Here is a 19660-nt window from a genome sequence, read left to right on the forward strand (position 1 = left end):
GGGCGGCGCGGCCGGCGGGACGCCGGCCCTCTGGCGGGGCGGCGGAAGGGATCGCGATGGACGGCTCGGGGCGCCCGGCCCGCACCCGGCTGCTGCTCGCCGGCGCACCGTTCGGCTGGCTGCTGGCCCTGCTGGGTGGGGCGATGTGCGTGCTCGGCTGGTACGCCGTCTCGGGCGAGCGGCTGACCGCACGACAGCTTCCCTACCTCGCCTCCGCCACCGCGCCGGGCGCCGCGCTGATCGTGGCGGGCGTGGTCTGGGCTGCGCTGCGCACCCCGGGCGCGGGCCGTGCGGACGCCCTGACCGTAGGCCCGACCCCGGCCGAGTCGACCGCCGTCGACTGGCGGCCGCCCGAGGTTTGGACCGACACGGGTGGTGGGGCGGCGGTGGCGGGCGGCGGCCTGGTCGCGGTGCCCGGCGGCACCCTCTGCCACCGCCCCGGCTGCCCGCTGGTGGCGGGCAAACCGCAGGCCGTCCCGGTCGACGGCGCGGCGGTCCGGGCGCGCGGGCTGGCGCCGTGTCCGGTCTGCGAGCCGGACGTACTGCCCGCGGACGGCCCGCTCTGATGGCCGACCCCGGGCTGGCGATCGACTTCGCGCTGGCCGGCGTGGCCGTCGGCGCCGCGGCCGCGCTCAGCGGGGTCGGACTGGTGATCTGCTACCGGCTGACCGGGGTGCTCAATCTGGCGCAGGGCGGCATCGCCGTCTTCATCGCCTATCTGCTGCGGGAGTTGGTGGTGGTGCGCGGGTGGCCGGTGGGCTGGGGCGCGGTGCTCTGCCTGCTGGTGGTGGCACCCGGCCTCGGCGTGCTGCTCCAGCTGGCCGTCTTCGGACCGCTCCAGCGGCGCCAGGCGGCGACCGGCGAGTTGGTGGTCGCCTGCGTCGGCGTCCTGGTGCTGCTGATCGGCGCCGTCGCGGCGATCTGGGGCACCACGCCGCTGGCCGACGTGCCGGCGCTGGTCCCGGCGCGGACCGTCACACTGCCCGGCGGCCACCTGCTCCGGGTGGACGCGGTGGCCCAGCTCGGCACCGTGCTGGTGATCGCGGTAGCGCTCTGGGCGGTCGGGCGGTGGACCGGCTTCGGGGTGCGGGCCAGGGCGGTCTCCGCCGATCCGACCCTGGCCGAGCTGGCCGGGGTGAACGCCGGGCGGGTGGCGGCGGCCGGCTGGGCCTTCGGCTCCTTCACGGCCGGGCTGGTGGGCGTACTGCTGGCGCCGCTGGTGCTGCTCGACCCGTACGGACTGCCGCTGCTGGTGATGGAGACCCTCGCGGTCGCGGTGGCGGCCCGGCTGCGCAGCCTGCCGATCGCGGTGGCGGTCGGGCTCGCGCTGGGCATCGGCCAGTCCGAGCTGACCTGGCTGCATCCGGGTGGCATGCTCGGGCCGCTGCTGGACGCCGTGCAGTCCAACCTGTTCGCGGTGGCGCTGCTGGTGGCCGCTCTGGTGCCGTGGGGTTTCGTCGAGGGCTTCGCCGAGCAGGGCCTGCTGGGCGGCGGCGGGCTGCCGCAGCTCGGGCGGCCGCACGGTGGTGGCTGGGGCTGGAGCTGGGGTTGGAACTGGGTCTGGGCGACCGCCGCCTGCGCGCTCGCGCTGCTCACCCCGCTGGCGCTGCGGGCGGGCGGGGTGCGGGCCGTGCTGACGGTGCCCGCGCTGGCGCTGATCCTGCTCTCGGTGGTGCTGGTGACCGGTGGCGGCGGGCTGGTCTCGCTGGGCCAGGGCGCCTTCGCGGGCCTGGGCGCGCTCGCCGCCGCGCTGCTCGCCTCGGGACGGGTCCCGGTGGGCGCGGCGCTGGTGGTCACCGTCCTCGGCCTGGCGGCGGCCGGGGTGCTGATCGGCCGCCCGGTGGTGCACCGGCGCGGCCTGGTGCTGGCGCTGGTGACCTTCGCGCTGGCGGTCGGGCTGAGCCGCTTCGTCTTCGAGCAGCCCTACGCGACGGCCGGCCTGACCGTGCGGCGACCTGTCTTCCTGCGCGGCGACCACGCCTTCTACGCCGCCGAGTTGGCGGTGCTCGGGGTGAGCGCGCTGCTGGTGGCGGCGGTGCGACGGGGGCGGCTGGGCCGGTCCCTGGTGGCGATGCGCGACCACGAGGCGGGCGCCTGGGCGGCGGGGGTGGCGGTGCCCCGGGTCAAGCTGCTGGTCTTCGGGCTGGGCGCGGGACTGGCGGGCGCGGGCGGGGTGCTGCTCGCGCTGGGCGGCGAGGCGTTCGACGCCTCGGTGTTCGACCCGCTGCAGGGGTTGCTCTGGTTCGCGGCCGTGGTGGTGGCCGGGGTGGACAGCGCGGTGGGCGCGGTGCTGGCGGCGTTCGCCCTGGTGGGGCTGGACGCGGCGACCGTGCCGGGGATGTCGGCCGTGGTGGTGGGCGCCCTCGCGGCGGGGGCGGGGTGGCTGCCCGGCGGGCTCGCGGGCTGGGTCCGGCGGGCGGCGGCGGGATGAGCGGCAGCGGGACCGAGGCTGAGAACGGCGCCGGGGTGCTCGCCGGGCGCGGGGTGCTGCGGCGGCTCGGCGGCGTGGCGGTGGTGGACGGCGTGGACCTGGTGGTCCGCCCCGGCCGGGTGACCGCGTTGGTCGGCCCGAACGGCGCGGGCAAGAGCGTGCTGCTCGACTGCCTCAGCGGACTGGCCCGCCCCGACGGCGGGCGGATCCTGCTCGACGGCCGCGATATCACCCGGTCGCCCTGCCACCGGCGGGCCCGGCTGGGCGTGGCGCGGACCTTCCAGCAGGTGGCCGTCTTCCCCGAGCTGACGGTCGCGGAGAACGTCCAGGTCGGCGCCGAGCAGCAGCGGCAGCGCGCCGGCCACCCGCTGGCGGTCCGGGACCGGGTGGCCGGCGCGCTGCGGCTGCTGGGCTTGACCTCGCTCGCCCACCGCCCGGCGGGCGACCTGCCGCTCGGGGTACTCCGGCTGGTCGAGCTGGCCAGAGCGCTGGCCGGATCGCCGCGCGTACTGCTGGTGGACGAGGTCTCGGTTGGCCTCGACGCGGGCCAAGTCGCCTGGGTCGCCCGGGTGCTGGCCCTGGTGGCCCGCGAGGGCGCGGGCGTACTGCTGGTCGAGCACGACCTCGGGCTGGTCTCCCGGCTCGCCGAACTCGCGTACGTGCTGGACGGTGGCCGGGTGGTCGCCACCGGTCCGATCGAGCGGGTCCTCGCCGACCAGCGAGTCCGGCGGCTCTGGTGAGCGCTCCGACGGTGAGCGCTGCGACGGGCGGCGCTCCGATGGGCGGCGGCCTGGCCGCCGAGCTGCGCGGCGTCCGGGTCCGCTACGGAAGGGTCGAGCGCCTGCACGGGGTGGACGTGCGCTGCCCGAACGGGCGGCTCGGCTTCCTGGTCGGCCGCAACGGTTCCGGGCGCTCCACCGTGCTGGCGACCCTGGCCGGCCTGGCCCGCCCCTACCAGGGTCGGGTCACCGTAGCCGGACAGGACGTCACCACGCTGGCCGCCCATCGCCGGGCCGCGCTCGGCGTGGTGCTGGTCCCGGCCCGCCGGGCGGTCTTCTCGACCCTGACGGTGGCCGAGACGCTCGGCCTGTCCGGCCCGCCCGACCGGGCGGCGGCCCGATTCCCGGAGCTGACCGCACTGTTCGGCCGCCGCTGCACCGATCTCTCCGGCGGGCAGCAGCAGTTGGTCGCCCTCGCCCGGGCGCTGCTGGCCGACCCTGCCCTGCTGCTGCTCGACGAACCCGAACGCGGCCTGGCCCCCGCCGTGGTGGCCCGGCTGCGCGGCATGCTCACCGACCGGGCCCGGGCCGGCCGCGCGGTCCTGCTGACCGCACGCACCCTGCCGCCCTGGGCACCGGACGACGCCGTGGTGCACGTTCTGGAGCGCGGTCGGCTGGTCTGGCTCGGCGAGGCGGGCGAACTCCGCCGGGGCTGAACGGGCCGCCCGAAACACCCAGCGTGCGGGTTCCGCAGACGTCGCCGGTGCGGCCCCTGGTGAGCGGTTGCCGTGACACCGCCGGCGGAGGTATATCGGAGTATCGGTGGGTAGGCGCACAGCCAAGGGAGGAGCGCTCCCGCCTGCGAGCCGGAGCGGGCCGGAGCGGGCCGCCGTACGGCGTTCGGTGGGAGGTGGAGACGATGATCACGGAGCTGGCCCTGGAGCGCGTGGAGTTCACCTGTGGCCACTGCTGGAACCAGTGGAGCACCGATTTCGACGTCCAGCGCTACCGGGACGACGACGGAGCCGACTGGGAGTACTTCTCCCGCGACGGTGTCGCTGTGGAGTCCCCGTACACGCCCGCAGGGGCTGCGCACTGTCCGCAGTGCGGGCACCGCTGGGTGGGCAGGATCCTGGCTCGGCGGCCGATCCCGGTCCCGCCCGGCATGACCAGCACGCCCCGCCAGCGCATCACCGACGCCCGCGGACACCGCTCCGAGCGGCACGGCGCTCGTCCGCTCGGCGCTCACGCCCATGCCCAGCCCCCGCAGCCCGGACCGCCCGCCTGCGGACCCCAGCCCGAGGCCGAACCCGAACCCGAGGCTGGATCCGAGGCCGCGGACACCGGCTCCCGCATGGTCCCGTGAGCCCCGGTGCCCGGGCTCTGTGACGCTCCGCGCAGCCCCGGCTGCCGCCCTCAGCGCGCGGCAGCCGCAGGAACGGCGAGGATGAAGCGATGACGAAGATAGCGATCGACGGCGACGAACTGGTCGTCCGGCTGGGCCGCCTGGAGAAGGCCGCAGCCCGGCACGGGGACATCCGGGTGCCTGTGGCGGCGGTGGAGGACGTCACCTTCCAGCCCGACGCGTGGCGAGCCCTGCGCGGCACCAGGGAGCACGGGGTACAGGTCCCCGGTGCGCGGTGGCTGGGGGTCTGGCGGCATCCGGGCGGGCGGGACTTCGTCGCCGTCCGCCCGAAGCGGCGCGGCGTGGTCTGCGTCGACCTGCGCCAGCCCGCACCCTTCGCCCGGATCAGCGCCACCAGTGAGAACCCGCAGCAGTCGGCGGCCGAACTGCGGGAGGCGCTGAGCAGGGCGGTCGCCGCCCAGCACCGCGCCACCGCCCCCGAGCCTGAGCCGGAAGCCGAGCCGGAGACCGAGCCGGAAGCCGGTTCGGTCTGATCGGCGGATCACCGACCCGGTCCGGACGGCGATCAACGGCCGGGGCTCAGACGGCCATCCGGGACCACCCGGGGGATATCGTGGAAGGGAGCCGCCGGTTCTGTCCGCGAGCCATCTCGTTCGTCGGGCCCCGGGGGCGCTGAGACGAACCACACTCTGGACCGCCGTGGCGCTGGGCCGCCACGGCGGCCCGTGCAGTAGCTGCCCCTGACCCTGGCTGCGTCGCAGACGAGACGGCAAAGGAGCAGGGTGTGTCCATCTCGGGGCAGACGACAGAGCCATCGGCCCACGCGCGTGCCGCCGTGACGCGCGAACCGCCGCAGAAGCCCCCGCAGGAGCCCTCGTACGACGGCACGTCGCCGTTCCCACGTGACGAGGCAGCCGACCGCGTGACCGTGCCGCGCTGGCAACTGGTGGCGACCGCACTGGTGGTGATGTTCCCCTTCGCCGCACTGGGACTGGCGGGCTGGGTGCTGTGGGGACGGCTGATCGGGCCGCTGGATGTCGTCCTGGCTGTCGTGCTCTACACGATCACCGGCCTGGGCGTGACGGTGGGATTCCACCGCGGCCTCACGCACCACAGCTTCGTGCCGACCCGGGGGTTGAAGGTCGCACTCGCGGTGGCCGGGTCGATGAGCTTCCAGGGTGACGTGATCGGCTGGGTCGCCACCCACCGCCGCCACCACGCCTTCACCGACCGCCCGGGCGACCCGCACTCACCGTTCCGCTACGGCACCACCATGCGAGCCGAGCTCCGCGGCCTGGCACACGCCCACATCGGCTGGCTGTTCACCGGCGACGTGACACCACCGGCCCGCTACGCCCCGGATCTGCTCGCCGACCGGGATCTGCGCGCGATCACCCGTGCCTTCCCGGCCCTGTGCATCCTGTCCCTGGCCCTGCCCTTCGCGGTGGGCTGGGCGATCGGCGGCAACTGGCACGGCGCACTGACGGCCCTGCTCTGGGCCGGCCTGGTGCGCGTCGCCCTGCTGCAGCACGTGACCTGGAGCGTCAACTCGCTCTGCCACATGATCGGAAGGCGCCCGTTCCGCACCCGCCGACACGACCGAGCCACCAACCTGTGGCCGCTGGCCCTGCTCTCCTTCGGTGAGAGCTGGCACAACCTCCACCACGCGGAGCCCACCAGCGCCCGCCACGGGGTCGACCGCGGCCAGATCGACCCGTCCGCTGTGGTCATCCGCCTCTTCGAGCGTCTCGGATGGGTCCGGGACGTGCACTGGCCCGCCCCGGCCCGCCTCGAAGCGCGTCGGCAATCGTGACGCCCCAACGGCCCACCGCCCAGCGCCTACCGCGGCCGGGCCTCAGCGTCGAACGCCTCGACGAGGTGGTCGGGTGCGGCCTGCTTCCAGGAGTCCACCAGGATGTCGTACAGCTCGGCCAGGTCGTCCAGGGCGCCGAGCCGCACGCGCACCCAGGCTGAACTCGCCTCGTGCGGCGGCACCCAGAACTTCTCCGGCTCCGAGGCGATCAGCTCCGTCCGATCATGCTTGGGGCACCGCACGGCGAAGGACGTCTGATCGTCGGGGACGGTGATGAACATCTTCCCAGCCACCCGGAACGTGGGAATTTTCCACGCCTCCTTCTCCGCGGTCTGCGGGAGGGACAGCGCGATACGGCGGACATCATCGGCATCGATCACGGCCACCACCCTAGGACGCGGGACGGCCGTGCGGGGTGCTCTGGGCTCGGCCGCTTCGGCCGCTTCGGCTGTGGAGCATCGACATCAGCAGCCCGTGGGTTTCGGTGTCGGCGGCGGCGACCAGTCCGCGGCCCGCCGGTCCGATCGGTGCGCCGTCGATCCCGGTGACCACGCAGCCGGCGGCCTGGCACAGGGCGATGCCGGCGGCGAAGTGCACGCTCCCGGACAGATCACCGCCGTCGGTGACGTACGCGGCACGCTTGCCGGCGGCGACCCAGGCCAACGCCAGCGTCGTGGACACGACTCGCGGCCGGAACTGCTCGACGAACCCGGGGTGGGCCAGGAGGTCCACGGCGCGTACGCCGGGTGCGCTCGGGAACGGCGGATCGAGATTGACGTCCACCAGCCGGGTGGTGGACGTGGGTGCCAACTGCTCCTCGGTTCCGTCGTGCCGTACCCGGGCGCTCTCACCGTCGGTGAAGAAGACCTCGCCGCTGAACGGGTCGGCTACCGCCGCCGCTGCGCCGCGCAGCGCCACGTTGACGGCCACCAGTGCGGTGGCGGCGGCGTAGTTGAGGGTGCCGCACAGGGGATCCACCAGCCACTGGCGGACGGCCTCGGCGCTACCGTGGCGCCCGCCCTCCTCGCCGAGCACCGCGTCATCGGGTCGGGCGGCGCGGATCACGCCGAGGATCGCCTTCTCCGCCTCGACGTCGGCGGTGGTGGCGAAGTCCCCGCCGCCCTTGTCGATGCGGGCGAGCCGCCGACCGTACATGCCGCGCACCACGTCGGCTCCGGCACACGCCGCGGCTATCGCAACCTCGGTATCGTCAAGGCCCGCAGATGAGTTGATCATGTCGGGCAGGATACCGGCGGCGGCCCTACCCGCTCCTGAGGCCGGCATCGACCCCGCCTGCGCGGCGACCCGACCGGCCTGCGCGAGTCGGGTACCGCTCAGCTGAGGCCCTGGCCCCTGCTTCGGTTACGGCCCAGCGCTGTCGCTGTCGCTGTCGCTGTCGCTGTCGCTGTCGCCGTCGGCGGCTGCGGCACGCGCGAAAGCGGGGACGCACCGAGGCGCGTCCCCGCTCAGGAGATGGTGCCCGCGTAGCGGGCCTGGAGTGGGTGTTCGTTGCTGTCAGTTGGGGAAGGTCATGGCGATGTTGTCGATGTAGCCGTCGTCGCCGGTTCCTGCCTGGCGGGTGAAGTTGACGGTGAACTTGACGGATGCGGTGGCGGCGGGCACGGTGCCGGTGGCCGACTGGTAGAGCAGTTCGGTCTGGTTGCCGCGCTGGGCCGCGGTGACGGGGGCGAGGGTGGCGGTGCCCAGTGACGCGCCCGAGGAGCTGAGGAACGTGGCGGTGAGTCCGGCGTTGTCTCCCTGCGTCGCGTAGCCGCCGATCCAGGCGGACAGCGTGTAGGGGAGGTTTCCGGCGGCGATCTGGCCGGCGTGGTCGGCGACGCTGACGTTCTGGGTCATCGAGGCGGTGGCGGTGCTCCCGCCGTCGAAGAACGCGTTGCCCGGGGATGCCGGGGACGTCGGTCCCTGGGCGGATGTCGGATAGCCGCCGGACGCGCCGTAGCACACCTGCTGCGGCGAGTTGGTCAGTGTCCAGGCCTGGGCGGGGGTTCCGGTGCCCATGGAGGACTGGCAGGCTCCCGTCTCGGCGCCCGGGTTGACGATCGGGACGGTGTAGGTGGATCCGGCGGCGGGCGCGACGGTCCAGGTGAAGGACGTGCCGGCGCTGGCGCCGCTGGTGTCGGTGGCGGTGAGCGTCACCGTGGAGGTGCCGGCGGCGGTCGGGGTGCCGGTGATCTGTCCGGTGCTCGCGTCGATCGTGAGGCCCGCGGGCAGAGCGGTGGCAGCGTAGGTGAGGGTCTGGCCGGGGTCCGAGTCCGAGGCCTGGATCTGCGGCGGGCTGATCGCGGTGCCGACAGTGGAGGTCTGCGCGCCGGGGTCGGCGAGGGTGACGGTGTTCCCACCGGTGCCACCAGTCCCACCGGTGCCGGCGCCGGTGAACACCTCGTTGTACGGGGTGGCCCACTTGTCGTTGTCGGTCATCGTCGTGGTCAGCCCGAGCGCGCCCTCGATGACCCGGGCGGTGCTGTAGTGGTCGTAGCGGTTCGCGTCCTGGTAGCCGGCCTTGACGGTGCCCTGCGATCCGATCAGGACGGTGGCGACCTGGTTGGTCTGGCCGGGGCCGAACCCGCCGGGGGAGTTCGCGCCGTCCTCGTCCCAGGTGAGCACGAGCAGCGACTTCTGCTGCGTCCAGGCGGGGGAGTTGAACAGCGTGGGGAGGGTCTGGCTCAGCCAGGTGTCACCGGACGCGATGCCGCAACCCTCCATGTCGTAGCAGGAGTCGGCGTCGGCCCACACGAACGCGGGGGTCGTCGCCGTGCTTGCCAGGTCGGTGTTGAGCAGCTGCGGCAGCGGTTGCCAGTGCGCCTGGCAGTAGGCGTTGTCGCTCTGCATCTTGGGGTCGTAGTAGAACGGGACGTCGTCGGTCTCGTAGTTGCCGCTGCCGGTGGTCTGGCAGTTGCTGGTCTGGCTCTGGACGTACTGCTTCCAGCTCTTGCCGGCCGCGTCGAGGTTGTCGTTCAGTCCGTTGTTCGTCGCGGCGCAGGCGGGGTTGGTGATGCAGTCGGCCCCCGGAGTGCTGTGGTTGCTGCGCCCGAAGGAGTTGCCGAACGCGATCGCCTCGTAGTTCGGGTCGGAACTGTGCGTGTTGGCATGGTAGTTCGTGAGCAGGGAGCCCATCGGGAGCAGGGTGTTGTTGAGGTAGGGGGCGGCGGAGTTGCCGATGACTCCGGCGCCGCCGTCGACGGTGTTGGAGCTCGCCGAGTAGTTGTTGTTCTCCATCATGACGACGAAGACGTGGTCGTAGCCGGGCACCGTGGAGGCGGGGACGGTCAGGGTCGGGGCGGTGGCCGGGGTGTCGAGGGTCAGCGAGAGGTCGTCGGCCATCCCGTCGTTCTGCGTCCCGGTCATGGTGAAGTCGACCGCGGTCAGGATCGAGCGGGTGCCGGCGGGAACCGTCGCGGTGGCGCTGCGCTGCAGGAATTCGGTGGTGTTGGAGCGGTCGGCGGCCAGCACCGGGCCGATGGAGGAGGTGCCCAGCGAGGCGCCGGAGGAGTCGAGGTAGGTGATCGTCACCGCGGCGGCGTCGTTGTAGCTGCCGACCCCGCCGAGCCAGCCGGAGACGGTGGAGTGCACGCCGCCCGCGTCGATCGCGGCGGCGGCCGAGGAGACGTCGGTGGTCTGCGTCATCTCCGAGGAGCCGCGCGAGCCGCCCTGGAAGTAGGCGGTCGCCTTGGTCGGCGAGCCGGGGGTGGTGGTGCTGGCGCCGTTCGTCGCGTTGTAGCAGTTGATCACCGGGTCGCCGGAGGTGATCTGCCAGCCCGCCAGGGTGGTCTCCTCCCAGCCGCCGGGGCTGCACTGGGAGGTCTCCGCGCCGCCGTTGAGCAGGAGGTTCGCACTGGTGGTCGCAGCGGCGGCCGGGAAGGCGGCGGGGGTGGTCAGCGCCGCGCCGAGCAGCACGGCGGCCACCGCCCGGCTGGTCCACGGGTTGATTGATCTGAGTCTGCCGTACATCGAGTTCCTCCGAGGGAAGCGGGGTTCGAACCACAGGCGTACGTACAATTGGGCTAGCCCAATCGCGACGAGGATGGCCGTGCCGGGCGGACGGCGCACAACCGGCAGCTGCCCGGCAGACGACGGCTGGGCGAACGGCGTGCTGCGGAACTGGCGTTGGGCCGGCGTTCACCCGGCGCCACGGCGCTCGCCGCTCCCTGCCTCGGCTACCGTTGACGGGGTGACCACACCTGCCGCCGAGGCCGGCGCTCCACCGTCCGCCGCGCTGCGGCCCGCCCGCGAGGGCCTGCCCGAGCACGGCGAGGCTCCCAAGTACTTCCAGGTGAAGCACAAGATCTCAACGGTCCTGGACACCCTGAGCCAGGGCGCCGTCGTGCCCACCGAACGGGAGCTGGCGGAGCGTTTCGGCGTCTCCCGGATGACCGTGCGCCAGGCCATCAGGGAACTGCGCCTGGAGGGCCGGCTCCAGCGCCGCGGCCGCTCGACGGTCGTGGCGGGCCCCAAGTTCGAGCAGCCGCTGATCCTCGCCAGCTACACCGAGGGAGTCCGCAGGCAGGGCCGGCGCCCGGGGCGGCAGTTGGTCACCCTCGAACAGCTCCCCGCCGGCGCCGACCTCGCCGAACGCCTGCAGATCCCCCTCGCGGCCGCCGTGGTGCACCTGGAGCGGCTGCTGCTGGCCGACGACGAGCGGATCGGAGTGGAGAGCACCTACCTCCCGCTGCAGCGATTCCCCACTCTCGCCACCCACTTCGACCCGACCACCTCCCTCTACGCGTTCCTGCGCGCGGCCGGGGTGGAGTTTGCCGAAGCCGACGAACGGATCGAGACGGTCCTCGCCTCCCCTCGCGAGGTGCAGCTGATCGGCACCAGCCCCGCCCTGCCCATGCTGCTGATCAACCGCGTCTCCCGTGACCGGGAGGGACGCCCCGTCGAGTGCGTCCGCTCCCTCTACCGCGGCGACCGCTTCAGCTTCACCACCCGCCTGACACCGGAACAGCCGTAGCCGCACTCACGCGGCCGCCTACACCTTCCCCCGACTCTCCCGCACGCGAGGCGGCCGCTCCGAAGCCCAGGCCCGACCGCCGGCAAGTCCTTTGGCACTGACGCATCCGGAGGGCTGAGACTGCGCCGGTGAACACCCTGTCGCCGGTTCCAGGCCCGTTCCGCGTCCCGGTCGAGGACGCCCCGCGTACCAGTGGCTTCGCGGGCGACTGTGCGTTACATGCACGCGTTGTCAGTGGCCGTCCGCCGTGGGGGCGAAGGGCCCGTCCAGGGCTGCCCATTGCAGGAGCAGGACGGTCTTCGCGTCGGTGATGCGTCCGTCGCGGGTCATGGCGAGGGCCTGGGTGAAGGGCAGTTCGAGGACTTCGATGTCCTCGCCGTCCTCCTCGAGTCCGCCGCCGGTCCCGGTCCGGTCGGCCGGGGTGTAGGGAGCGGCGAAGAAGTGGAGGCGTTCGGTGACGGAGCCGGGGCTCATGTAGGCGTCAAGGACGTGGGTGAGCGGGCCGAGGGTGACGCCGAGTTCCTCGGCGCACTCGCGTCTGACGGCGGCGGGCGGGTCGTCCGCGTCGAGCAGCCCTGCGGCGGCTTCGATGAGCATGCCGTCGGGGTGGTCGTTGACGTAGGCCGGGTAGCGGAACTGGCGGGTGAGCAGGACGCGGTGGCGCTGGGTGTCGTACGGCAGGACGACGGCGCCGTCGCCGCGGTCGTAGGTCTCGCGCTGCTGGGTCTCCCAGCGTCCGTCGCGGCGGCGGTAGTCGAAGGTGGTGCGCCGCAGGACGTGCCAGCCCTGGGAGGTGAGCTCGACGTCGCGGATCTGGATGTCGGGGTTGCGGTCGAGGTCGCGTCCGGCTTGGTCGAGGTCGGTGCGGCCGCGGTGGTCGGGGGTGTCGATGCCGGGGCGGCTTGTCATGTGGCGGCCTGCGGGTCGCCGGCGGTGCCGGAGCGGTAGGGGCCGGCGATCAGGATGAGCATGGGTTGGTCGGTCACGGGCGCTACCATACATGCAGAAACATGCAAGAACAGGAGAGAATAAGGATGCTGGCTGCTGAACGGCGCGAACACCTGCTCGGTCTACTCGCTCGCCAAGGCAAGATCGTCGCTAAGGACGTCTCTGCCGAACTGGGGATCTCCGAGGACAGCGTGCGGCGCGACCTGCGCGATCTGGCCGCCGAGGGACTGTGCCAGCGGGTCTACGGCGGCGCGCTTCCCGTCTCGCCGGCGGTGGTGGACTACGCCGCCCGGCAGAGCGTGGCCCCGGACGGCAAGCGGAAGGTTGCCGCTGTGGCCGCCGCTCTGGTGCGGCCCGGTGGCACGCTGATTCTCGACGGCGGCACCACCGCCCTCGCCGTCGCTCACGCGCTCCCCAAGGGTCTGGCCTGCACCGTGATCACCCACAGCCCGACGATCGCCGCAGCCCTGCTCGGCCATCCGCAGGCGGAGCTCTTCCTGCTCGGAGGCCGCGTCTTCAAGCACTCGGCGGTAGCCTGCGGTGCCGCCGCGGTCGAGGCCGCGCAGAACATCTCCGCCGACCTCTGCCTGCTCGGCGTCACCGGTGTGCACCCCGAAGCGGGATTGACTACCGCGGACGTCGAGGAAGCTGCGATGAAGCGCGCCCTGTCCGCGCGGGCCGCGGACACCTACATCCTCGCCTCCTCCGAGAAGATCGGCACGGCTTCGCGGTTCCGCGTGCTGCCCTGGGAGAAAGTCAGCGCACTGATCACAGACGCCGACCCCCACGACGCGGTCGTCGAGCAACTCAAAGCACACGGTGTGCAGATCCTGGCAGCCGGCTGACGGCACCCACCGAACGCGGCGTCACCGAAAGGCTGGCACGGCATTCAGACCGCCAAGCCGCCACCATGGCTCAGCCATCCACAGGAATTGACGGGTGATCGGGCGCAGGCACCATGACCGAGTCTGTCCGAGCAGGTCTGCCCGGACAACGATAGAAGTACGTGCCCCGACTACGTGATCCACTCCGTCACCGGATGCGGTAGCCGAATCCCTGGTCTGACCGGGCCGATGTCTGCCAGTGTTACCAGCACGCTCAATGCCCCGGGCGCTCACAGCACTTCACCTCAACCGGGAGATGGCATGGAACCCCGCCCTGTGATGGATCCGCGGGCATGTTCCTTGGCAGCGGCAGGTGCGGACGCGTGGTGGGCACGGGCACTGTCCGGCGGCGAGCGGTTCCCCGCCGACCGGCCCGACTGGGCTGCCTTCGTCGACGAGACGCTGGCCGTGTTGCGGCCGGCCCCTCGACCGCCCGCCGGTGAACTCCCGGGCATCACCGGCTTCGTCTCGCTGCTGACGCCCCTGGCCGAGCACGCTGCCGAGCGGTTGTCGGCTCAGACCGGCGGGCCCGCGGTCGACCTCACGGCGGTCCGGGCCGCGTTCGTGCCGTGGCTCGCCCGTGTCCTGACGCGCCGCTCGGCCCGTACCCTCGTGCTGGAACTGAACGTGGCCAGGGTGTCCGAACGACTGGTCGGTGACACGGCGTCCGACCGGTTCCGCGACTTCGTCGCCCTGATGTCCGCCCCGCAGAGCCTGACCTCGCTGTTCGCCGAGTACCCGGTCCTCGCGCGCCTGCTCGGTCGGGTCTGCCTCGACGCCGTCACGGCACTGGCCGAGCTGCTCGGCCGCTTCGATGCCGACCGGGTGGAGATCGTCGCGGCCCTGTTCGGCGGAGCCGATCCCGGTTGCCTGGTCGCGGTGGACGCCGGCGCCGGAGACGGGCACCAACGGGGCCGCAGCGTCGCCGTCCTGCGCTTCGCCGACGGTCGCAGAGTGGTCTACAAGCCGAGGCCGCTGGGCATGCACCGGCACTTCAACGAGGTGGCCGGGTGGTTCAACGCCCGGCCTGGCGCGCCTGGGCTACCGGTGCTGGGCCTGCTGGAGCGGGACGGCTACGGGTGGGTCGAGCACGTCACCCATCAGCCGTGTGCGACGCCGGAGGAACTCGAACGCTTCTACCGCCGGCAGGGCGCCCTGCTCGCCCTGCTGTACGCCCTGGACGGAACCGACCTGCACTGCGAGAACCTGATCGCCCGCGGTGACGAACCAGTGCTGATCGATGTCGAAACGCTCTTCCACCCGGTGATCACGACGCACGGGGCCGAGGATCCGGCTGCGGCGGCGCTGCGGGCGTCGGTCTACCGGACCGGTCTGCTGCCGCAGTTGCTGGTCGGCGACCGGACGGCGCTGGACGCCTCGGGGCTCGGCGGCGACACCGGCGTGCCGCTGCCGGTGGACTCGGTGGGCTGGGCGGACGCCGGTACCGACCGGATGCGGCTGGTCCGCCAGGCCGGCACATTCGCCGGCGCCGCCAACCGGCCGTGGCTCGCCGGGACGCAGGCCGAACCCGCGGCCCACACCGACGCACTGCTGGCCGGCTTCCGCGCGGGGTACCGGGCCGTCGTCGCCGGACGGGACGAACTGCTCGGGCCGTCAGGACTGTTGCGGCGCTTCGCGGCCGATGTGGCCCGCGTGGTGCTGCGGCCCACCCGGACCTACGCGACCCTGCTGGCCGAAGCGACGCACCCCGACGTGTTGCGAGACGCGGCCGCCAAGGACGCACTGCTCGGGCTGCTGGGCACGGACGAACTCGCCGGGCCGGGCCACCCCGCCCTGCTGGATGACGAGTTGGCGCAGTTGTGGGACGACGACATCCCCCTGTTCACCACCCGGCCTGGCACGCCGGACCTGTGGAGCGGCACCGGGGCACGGATTCCCGGTGCCCTGACACGTCCTGGCCTCGATGCGGCGACCGACCGGATCCGCGCGATGGGGGAGGAAGACCGTCGGGCACAGGAGTGGATCATTCGGGCGGCGATGGCCGCCAGGTCGACCGCTCCGCCGCACCCGTCGTCCGCCGCCCAGTTCCCCAGCATCCAACTCACCACCGCCCGGCCGCCGACCGGTCCGGCCCCGGAACGGATGCTCGCCGCCGCCCGGTCCATCGGCGACCGGCTCGTCGAACTGGCACATCAGCGCCCCACACGGGTGAATTGGCTCGACCTGGAGCTGCTCGGGGACCGGTACTGGCAACTCAGGCCGTGCGGCGCCGATCTGGGCGGCGGTTTCACCGGCGTGGCCCTGTTCCTCGCCCAACTCGCCGGGCTCACCGGGTCCGACCGCTACGCGCAACTCGCCCGCCGGGCGCTGCAGCCGCTTCCCGGCCTGCTGGAGCGGCTCGCGGACGGACCGAAGGATGCCGAAGCGGTCGGGCCGGGAGGATTCGCCGGACTGGGCGGCATCGCCTACGCCGTCAGCGCGGTGGCCGACGCACTGGACGACCGTGAGATCGGTGCCCTGACCGCTCCGGCGATCGCTCTCACGGTCTCGGTGGCCACACCTGACACCACGTCAGGAGTGCTCGACGGTCTGGCCGGCGGCCTCGCCGCCCTGCTCGCCATCCACCGGAGCACCGGTTCGGCGGAGGCATGGCGCGGCGCGATGTCGTGCGCGGCCGAGCTCGCCGCCCGGCCGCTGCCACCCGAGGCGGGCATGCACCGGGGTGCGGCCGGGGTCGGCTGGGCGCTGCTCGGATTCGCGTCCGACGGCGGTGGCGCCCGGTACGAGCGCGCCGGGCTGGCGGCTCTTCGGACGGCCGCCGAGCGCGTCCGCGGCGACTCGTGGTGCCAAGGCCTGCCGGGCCTCGCGCTGGCGGTGGCCGACCGGCCGATCGCAGCGGCCGACCCACTGCTGCGGGGTGTGGTCGAGCGAGCCGTGCGGGAACTCGCCCGTGCGGCACCCGCGGTGGACCACAGCCTGTGCCACGGCGAACTCGGCGGCCTCGAACTGCTGACCCGCTTGTCCGACCCCGTGTCGCAGGCCGTCCGGCATCGCCGGGCGGACCTGCTGCTGGCCGCCGTCGAACGGGACGGGCCGAGCTGCGGCGCCCCCGGTGGGCTCGTCGTCCCCGGTCTGCTGACCGGGCTCGCGGGCATCGGCCACGGACTGCTGCGACTGGGGTTCCCCGGCCGGACCGCCTCGGCGCTGCTGCTGCACGCCGAGCCCGGACACCGGATCTGAGTGTGCGTCACCGGTATGGGTGCCGGGACGCTTGAAGAGAGGAAGGCACAACGCCATGGAAGCCATCGACCTGGTCCGTTCCTGGAAGCAGCCGGACCTGCGCACCGACGGGTCACTCGGGCATCCCGCGGGTGAGATCGCCCTCTGGACCTCCGGCGCGCTCACTCGCCGGGCGGACCTGCTGTCGGAGCGCGACGCGTGGGGGCCGCCGGAGACGATCATCGAGACCCAGACATGTCCTGTCACGTCGCCCGAGGCAGACGCGTAGCACCCACCCGTCCGACCCAGCGGTCCGGGCGCCCACGCAGGGTACCCGGGCCGCGCCGCCGGTCCTGCAGCCAAGCCGCCCTTCCAGATCGTCGGTCGGCTCGATTAACCTGCGGGTATGCGTACCAAATCGCCGGTAACGGTCGGCAGGGAGAGCGAACTCTCGCTGCTCAGAGGCACTCTGAAGGAGCTTCACCAGGGCTGCGGCCGGGCGGTGCTGCTCTCGGGTGAGGCCGGGATCGGCAAGTCCCGGCTGGCCGACGAGTGTGCGGACGAGGCCGCGTTGCTGGGGGTGCCGCTGCTGCGCGGCCGGGGCAGCCCGAGCGCTGCCGGCACCCCTTTCCGCCCACTCATCGAGGCGCTGAACTCCCGTTTCCGCCGCACTGGTCCGCCGCAGGACGCCGAGCTCGGTCCGTACCGGTCGGCACTGGCCCGGGCAGTCCCGCAATGGCGGACCGCTACCGCCCCCGGCCATCCGGAGAGCGTGATCGAGTTCGCCGAGGCGCTGCTGCGCCTGCTCACCGTCCTCGGCCGGGACACCGGCTGCGTGCTGGCGCTGGAGGACCTGCACGACGCGGACGTCGAAACCGTCGCTGTGGTGGAGTACTTGGTGGACAACTTGGCCGGTCTGCCGGTGCTTCTGCTGGCCACCCTGCGCCCAGCGGCCGGGGCGGCGTTCGACCTGCTCCAGGCCGTCGAACGGCGTCGGGCGGCGGCCGTCCTCACGCTCGGACCACTTGGTGTCCAGGACGTTCAGACGCTCGCGGCCGGCTGCCTCGGCGCGCTGGCGGAGGAGGTACCGGCCGAGGTGGCCGACCGGCTGGCCGAGATCGGTGGCGGAAACCCCTACCTGGTCGAGGAGTTGCTGGCCGAGATGGTCGCCACCGGTTCGCTGCGCCGCAGGGGGGAGCTCTGGCAGGTGGCCGGGGACCTCACGGCCGCCGTGCCGGCGAGCGTGGTGCGCGCCTACGGCCGCCGGGCCGAGGCGTTGGGCCCGAAGACGCGGGAGTTCCTGGTGGTGGCGGCACTGCTCGGCCCCCGGATCTCGGTCGGCACTGTCCAGCTCGTCACCGGGAGCGACGAGCGGAGCCTGTTCGCCGAGCTGCGAGCGGCCGAGGAGGCGGAACTCATCGTCCCCGACAGCACCACGGTGGACGGTTACGCGTTCCGTCACGCACTGATCGGCGAGGCGCTGCTGGCCGGTGTCTCCCGTGCGGAACGAGCCGTCATCGCTCGCCGGGCCGCCACCGCGCTCCAGCAGGCAGGGCCCGAGCTCGGCGACGGACGCCACCACCTCGCCGCGACGCTGCTGGAGACCGCGGGGGACGAAGCCGGAGCCGCCCGGCTGTATGCCAAGGCGGGACGGCAGGCGCTGACCGGCGGCACGTCCGGCCAGGCCATCCGCCTGCTCGAATACGGGCACCGGCTCGCCGCAGCCGCGGACCGCACCGACATCACCGAGTCCCTGCTGTACGCCCTCGCGGAGGCCGGGCAGGTGGACCGTGCGCTGGAGTTGCTCGACACGCTCCCGACCGTCGGCGCCGCCGCGCCGAGCATCGACCGCAGGATCGCCCTGCACACCCGGCTGGCCTGGGCTGCGCTGGTCATCGAGCGCAGCACCGAGAGCAGCGATCAGCTGGCGGCGGCGAAGCACCTCCTCGGCGACCGGGGCGCCCCGGCGCAGACGGCGGCGCTCGCGGTGGTCCAGGGCCACCTGGCTCTGCTGCCGGGGCATGACGACCGCCAGGCGGATGCCGAGCGGCAGGCCCGGGAGGCGGCCGAGGTGGCCCAGCGGCACGGGCTGCCCGTCCTGGCCTGCCAGGCCTGGCAGTTGCTCGCCATGCTCGCGCGTGAGCGGGGATTCGAGGAAGCCGACGGGTATCTGCAGCGGATGCTCGCGGTCGCCGACGCCCACGCGTTGCCCAGCTGGCGGTTCGAGGCACTGATCCGGCTCGGTGCCAACGCCTTCATGCGTACCGGCGAGGCCCGCCTGCTCGAACAGGCCCTGCTGGCGGCCGACGAGCTGGGATCGATCACCCTCACGCAGCGGACCGAGGGGCTGCTGGCCATGTACGCGGCACTCACCTGCGATCCGGCCCGGGCCCGGGAGATCATCGGCCGCTGTCTCGACGCCACCGTGCGGATGCGCAATCTCGCCACCCATCGTTACCTGCTGCTGACCGCGGCGACCCTGGCGGCGCACCAGGGTCGCCGACGGGAGATGGAACACGAACTGCTGGCCTTCGAGCGGGCGGGCGGCGGCAGGTCGTTCCTGGTGCCGGTGATGCTCGGCCTGTGCCGGGCCGTCTGCGCGCTGTTGGAGGAGGACCGGGCGCTGGCCGAGGCCGAGCTCGCCGCGGCGGCGGACTGGGAACGCGACCACCCGAACCTCTTCTACCTGGCGGGACGCTACGGCCTGCGTCCCCTGCTCGACGTGCTCGCCGGCCGGGCGGGCCGGGCCGAGCACGCCACCGCGGCGCAGGCCCCGGCGGCCGAACTCGCCTGGAACCGGCAGTTCCTGCTGGTCGCCGAGGCGGTGCTGCTGGGCCGTGAGGGCAAGGCCGACCAGGCCACCTTGACCGTCGAGGCCATGTGGTCGTCCGCCGGCACGTTCCCGACGGGCAGCCACCTCGCCCTGCGGCTGGCCGCGGAGGCGGCGCTGAACGACGGCTGGGGTGACCCGGTGGCGTGGCTGCGCGTCACCGGGGACTACTTCGACGCCCTCGGCGTGGCCCCGGTCGCGGCCGCCTGCCGGGCCCTGCTCCGTCGCACGGGCGCGACCGTCGTCCAACGCCGCGGCGGGTACGGGCAGATACCGGTCGAACTGCGCGCGCTCGGGATGACCACGCGCGAGTACGAGGTGTTCGCTCTGCTCGCCGACCGGCTCGGCAACCGGGACATCGGGCTGCGGCTGTCCATCTCCCCGCGCACGGTGGAGAAGCACCTGGCGAGCCTGCAGCGCAAGACCGGCCGGAGCGACCGGGCCGCGCTGCACGCCCTGTCCGTCGAACTCGCCGGCCACTGAGGCCGACCCCCAATGGGGAGGGTGCACGGGGAAC

Annotated in this window: 16 protein-coding genes and 1 pseudogene; 12 read left to right on the forward strand and 5 right to left on the reverse strand. The window is 73.3% G+C overall.

What is annotated here, in order from left to right:
• The first annotated feature begins 56 nt into the window (after positions 1-56).
• The 7 genes from P3T34_RS37905 (at position 57) to P3T34_RS37935 (ending at position 6329) form a co-directional block, all read left to right on the forward strand.
• Positions 57-566 (forward strand): hypothetical protein, encoded by a 510-nt coding sequence (locus tag P3T34_RS37905; protein ID WP_280671096.1) that lies wholly within the window; start codon positions 57-59, stop codon positions 564-566.
• Positions 566-2431, forward strand: coding sequence for an ABC transporter permease (locus P3T34_RS37910; RefSeq protein ID WP_280671098.1), 1866 nt, complete (start codon positions 566-568; stop codon positions 2429-2431). The genes P3T34_RS37905 and P3T34_RS37910 overlap by 1 nt, the downstream gene beginning before the upstream one ends.
• Complete coding sequence (locus P3T34_RS37915; RefSeq protein WP_280671100.1) at positions 2428-3171, forward strand: ATP-binding cassette domain-containing protein; 744 nt, start codon at positions 2428-2430, stop codon at positions 3169-3171. Before P3T34_RS37910 ends, P3T34_RS37915 begins: the two co-directional genes overlap by 4 nt.
• Before the next feature lie 11 nt (positions 3172-3182).
• A complete protein-coding gene (locus P3T34_RS37920; RefSeq protein WP_280671102.1) occupies positions 3183-3866 on the forward strand; it encodes an ATP-binding cassette domain-containing protein in 684 nt (227 codons plus the stop codon).
• A 203-nt stretch (positions 3867-4069) separates the two neighbouring features.
• Positions 4070-4516, forward strand: coding sequence for a hypothetical protein (locus P3T34_RS37925; protein WP_280671103.1), 447 nt, complete (start codon positions 4070-4072; stop codon positions 4514-4516).
• Between the two features lie 89 nt (positions 4517-4605).
• On the forward strand, positions 4606-5049 hold the full coding sequence (locus tag P3T34_RS37930; protein WP_280671105.1) for a hypothetical protein: 444 nt from the start codon (positions 4606-4608) through the stop codon (positions 5047-5049).
• Between the two features lie 302 nt (positions 5050-5351).
• Positions 5352-6329, forward strand: coding sequence for an acyl-CoA desaturase (locus P3T34_RS37935; RefSeq protein ID WP_280671107.1), 978 nt, complete (start codon positions 5352-5354; stop codon positions 6327-6329).
• A 26-nt stretch (positions 6330-6355) separates the two neighbouring features.
• Here P3T34_RS37935 and P3T34_RS37940 read toward each other — a convergent pair whose 3' ends face one another.
• The 3 genes from P3T34_RS37940 to P3T34_RS37950 all read right to left on the reverse strand — a co-directional run bounded on the left by P3T34_RS37940 (position 6356) and on the right by P3T34_RS37950 (position 10298).
• Positions 6356-6709, reverse strand: a complete 354-nt coding sequence (locus P3T34_RS37940; RefSeq protein ID WP_280671109.1) for an MmcQ/YjbR family DNA-binding protein — start codon at positions 6707-6709, stop codon at positions 6356-6358.
• Positions 6710-6719: 10 nt separating this feature from the next.
• On the reverse strand, positions 6720-7565 hold the full coding sequence (locus P3T34_RS37945) for an inositol monophosphatase family protein (RefSeq protein ID WP_280671111.1): 846 nt from the start codon (positions 7563-7565) through the stop codon (positions 6720-6722).
• Between the two features lie 279 nt (positions 7566-7844).
• Positions 7845-10298, reverse strand: a complete 2454-nt coding sequence (locus P3T34_RS37950) for a putative Ig domain-containing protein (RefSeq protein WP_280671113.1) — start codon at positions 10296-10298, stop codon at positions 7845-7847.
• A gap of 220 nt (positions 10299-10518) precedes the next feature.
• Between P3T34_RS37950 and P3T34_RS37955 the strand changes: the two genes are divergently transcribed.
• Entirely contained in the window at positions 10519-11301 is a 783-nt protein-coding gene (locus tag P3T34_RS37955) for a GntR family transcriptional regulator (protein WP_280671120.1), read from the forward strand.
• A 231-nt stretch (positions 11302-11532) separates the two neighbouring features.
• On the opposite strand, the gene P3T34_RS37960 is transcribed toward P3T34_RS37955, so the two are convergent.
• Together P3T34_RS37960 and P3T34_RS37965 are read right to left on the reverse strand one after the other, a co-directional pair.
• Positions 11533-12210, reverse strand: coding sequence for an NUDIX domain-containing protein (locus tag P3T34_RS37960; RefSeq protein ID WP_280671122.1), 678 nt, complete (start codon positions 12208-12210; stop codon positions 11533-11535).
• A 5-nt stretch (positions 12211-12215) separates the two neighbouring features.
• Positions 12216-12287: pseudogene (locus P3T34_RS37965) on the reverse strand (DUF4406 domain-containing protein); the annotation flags it as partial.
• Between the two features lie 48 nt (positions 12288-12335).
• On the opposite strand from P3T34_RS37965, the gene P3T34_RS37970 reads away from it, so the two are divergent.
• The 4 genes from P3T34_RS37970 to P3T34_RS37985 all read left to right on the forward strand — a co-directional run bounded on the left by P3T34_RS37970 (position 12336) and on the right by P3T34_RS37985 (position 19626).
• Positions 12336-13094 carry a DeoR/GlpR family DNA-binding transcription regulator gene (locus P3T34_RS37970; RefSeq protein WP_280672645.1) on the forward strand — a complete coding sequence of 253 codons (759 nt, stop codon included), beginning with the start codon at positions 12336-12338 and terminating at the stop codon, positions 13092-13094.
• A gap of 339 nt (positions 13095-13433) precedes the next feature.
• A complete protein-coding gene (locus tag P3T34_RS37975; protein ID WP_280671124.1) occupies positions 13434-16334 on the forward strand; it encodes a type 2 lanthipeptide synthetase LanM family protein in 2901 nt (966 codons plus the stop codon).
• A 55-nt stretch (positions 16335-16389) separates the two neighbouring features.
• Positions 16390-16602 carry a hypothetical protein gene (locus tag P3T34_RS37980; protein ID WP_280671126.1) on the forward strand — a complete coding sequence of 71 codons (213 nt, stop codon included), beginning with the start codon at positions 16390-16392 and terminating at the stop codon, positions 16600-16602.
• Positions 16603-16719: 117 nt separating this feature from the next.
• Positions 16720-19626 carry a LuxR family transcriptional regulator gene (locus P3T34_RS37985; protein WP_280671128.1) on the forward strand — a complete coding sequence of 969 codons (2907 nt, stop codon included), beginning with the start codon at positions 16720-16722 and terminating at the stop codon, positions 19624-19626.
• The last annotated feature ends 34 nt before the right edge of the window (positions 19627-19660 follow it).

The sequence above is a fragment of the Kitasatospora sp. MAP12-44 genome, from assembly GCF_029892095.1.
In the GTDB taxonomy this organism is placed as follows: Bacteria; Actinomycetota; Actinomycetes; order Streptomycetales; family Streptomycetaceae; genus Kitasatospora.

Excerpts from the sequence above, each read along its gene's own strand:
- P3T34_RS37905 (WP_280671096.1), top strand. The coding sequence starts at position 57 with ATGGACGGCTCGGGGCGCCCGGCCCGCACCCGGCTGCTGCTCGCCGGC.
- P3T34_RS37910 (WP_280671098.1), top strand. The coding sequence starts at position 566 with ATGGCCGACCCCGGGCTGGCGATCGACTTCGCGCTGGCCGGCGTGGCC.
- P3T34_RS37915 (WP_280671100.1), top strand. The coding sequence starts at position 2,428 with ATGAGCGGCAGCGGGACCGAGGCTGAGAACGGCGCCGGGGTGCTCGCC.
- P3T34_RS37925 (WP_280671103.1), top strand. The coding sequence starts at position 4,070 with ATGATCACGGAGCTGGCCCTGGAGCGCGTGGAGTTCACCTGTGGCCAC.
- P3T34_RS37930 (WP_280671105.1), top strand. The coding sequence starts at position 4,606 with ATGACGAAGATAGCGATCGACGGCGACGAACTGGTCGTCCGGCTGGGC.
- P3T34_RS37945 (WP_280671111.1), bottom strand. The coding sequence starts at position 7,565 with ATGATCAACTCATCTGCGGGCCTTGACGATACCGAGGTTGCGATAGCC.
- P3T34_RS37950 (WP_280671113.1), bottom strand. The coding sequence starts at position 10,298 with ATGTACGGCAGACTCAGATCAATCAACCCGTGGACCAGCCGGGCGGTG.
- P3T34_RS37960 (WP_280671122.1), bottom strand. The coding sequence starts at position 12,210 with ATGACAAGCCGCCCCGGCATCGACACCCCCGACCACCGCGGCCGCACC.
- P3T34_RS37970 (WP_280672645.1), top strand. The coding sequence starts at position 12,336 with ATGCTGGCTGCTGAACGGCGCGAACACCTGCTCGGTCTACTCGCTCGC.
- P3T34_RS37980 (WP_280671126.1), top strand. The coding sequence starts at position 16,390 with ATGGAAGCCATCGACCTGGTCCGTTCCTGGAAGCAGCCGGACCTGCGC.
- P3T34_RS37985 (WP_280671128.1), top strand. The coding sequence starts at position 16,720 with ATGCGTACCAAATCGCCGGTAACGGTCGGCAGGGAGAGCGAACTCTCG.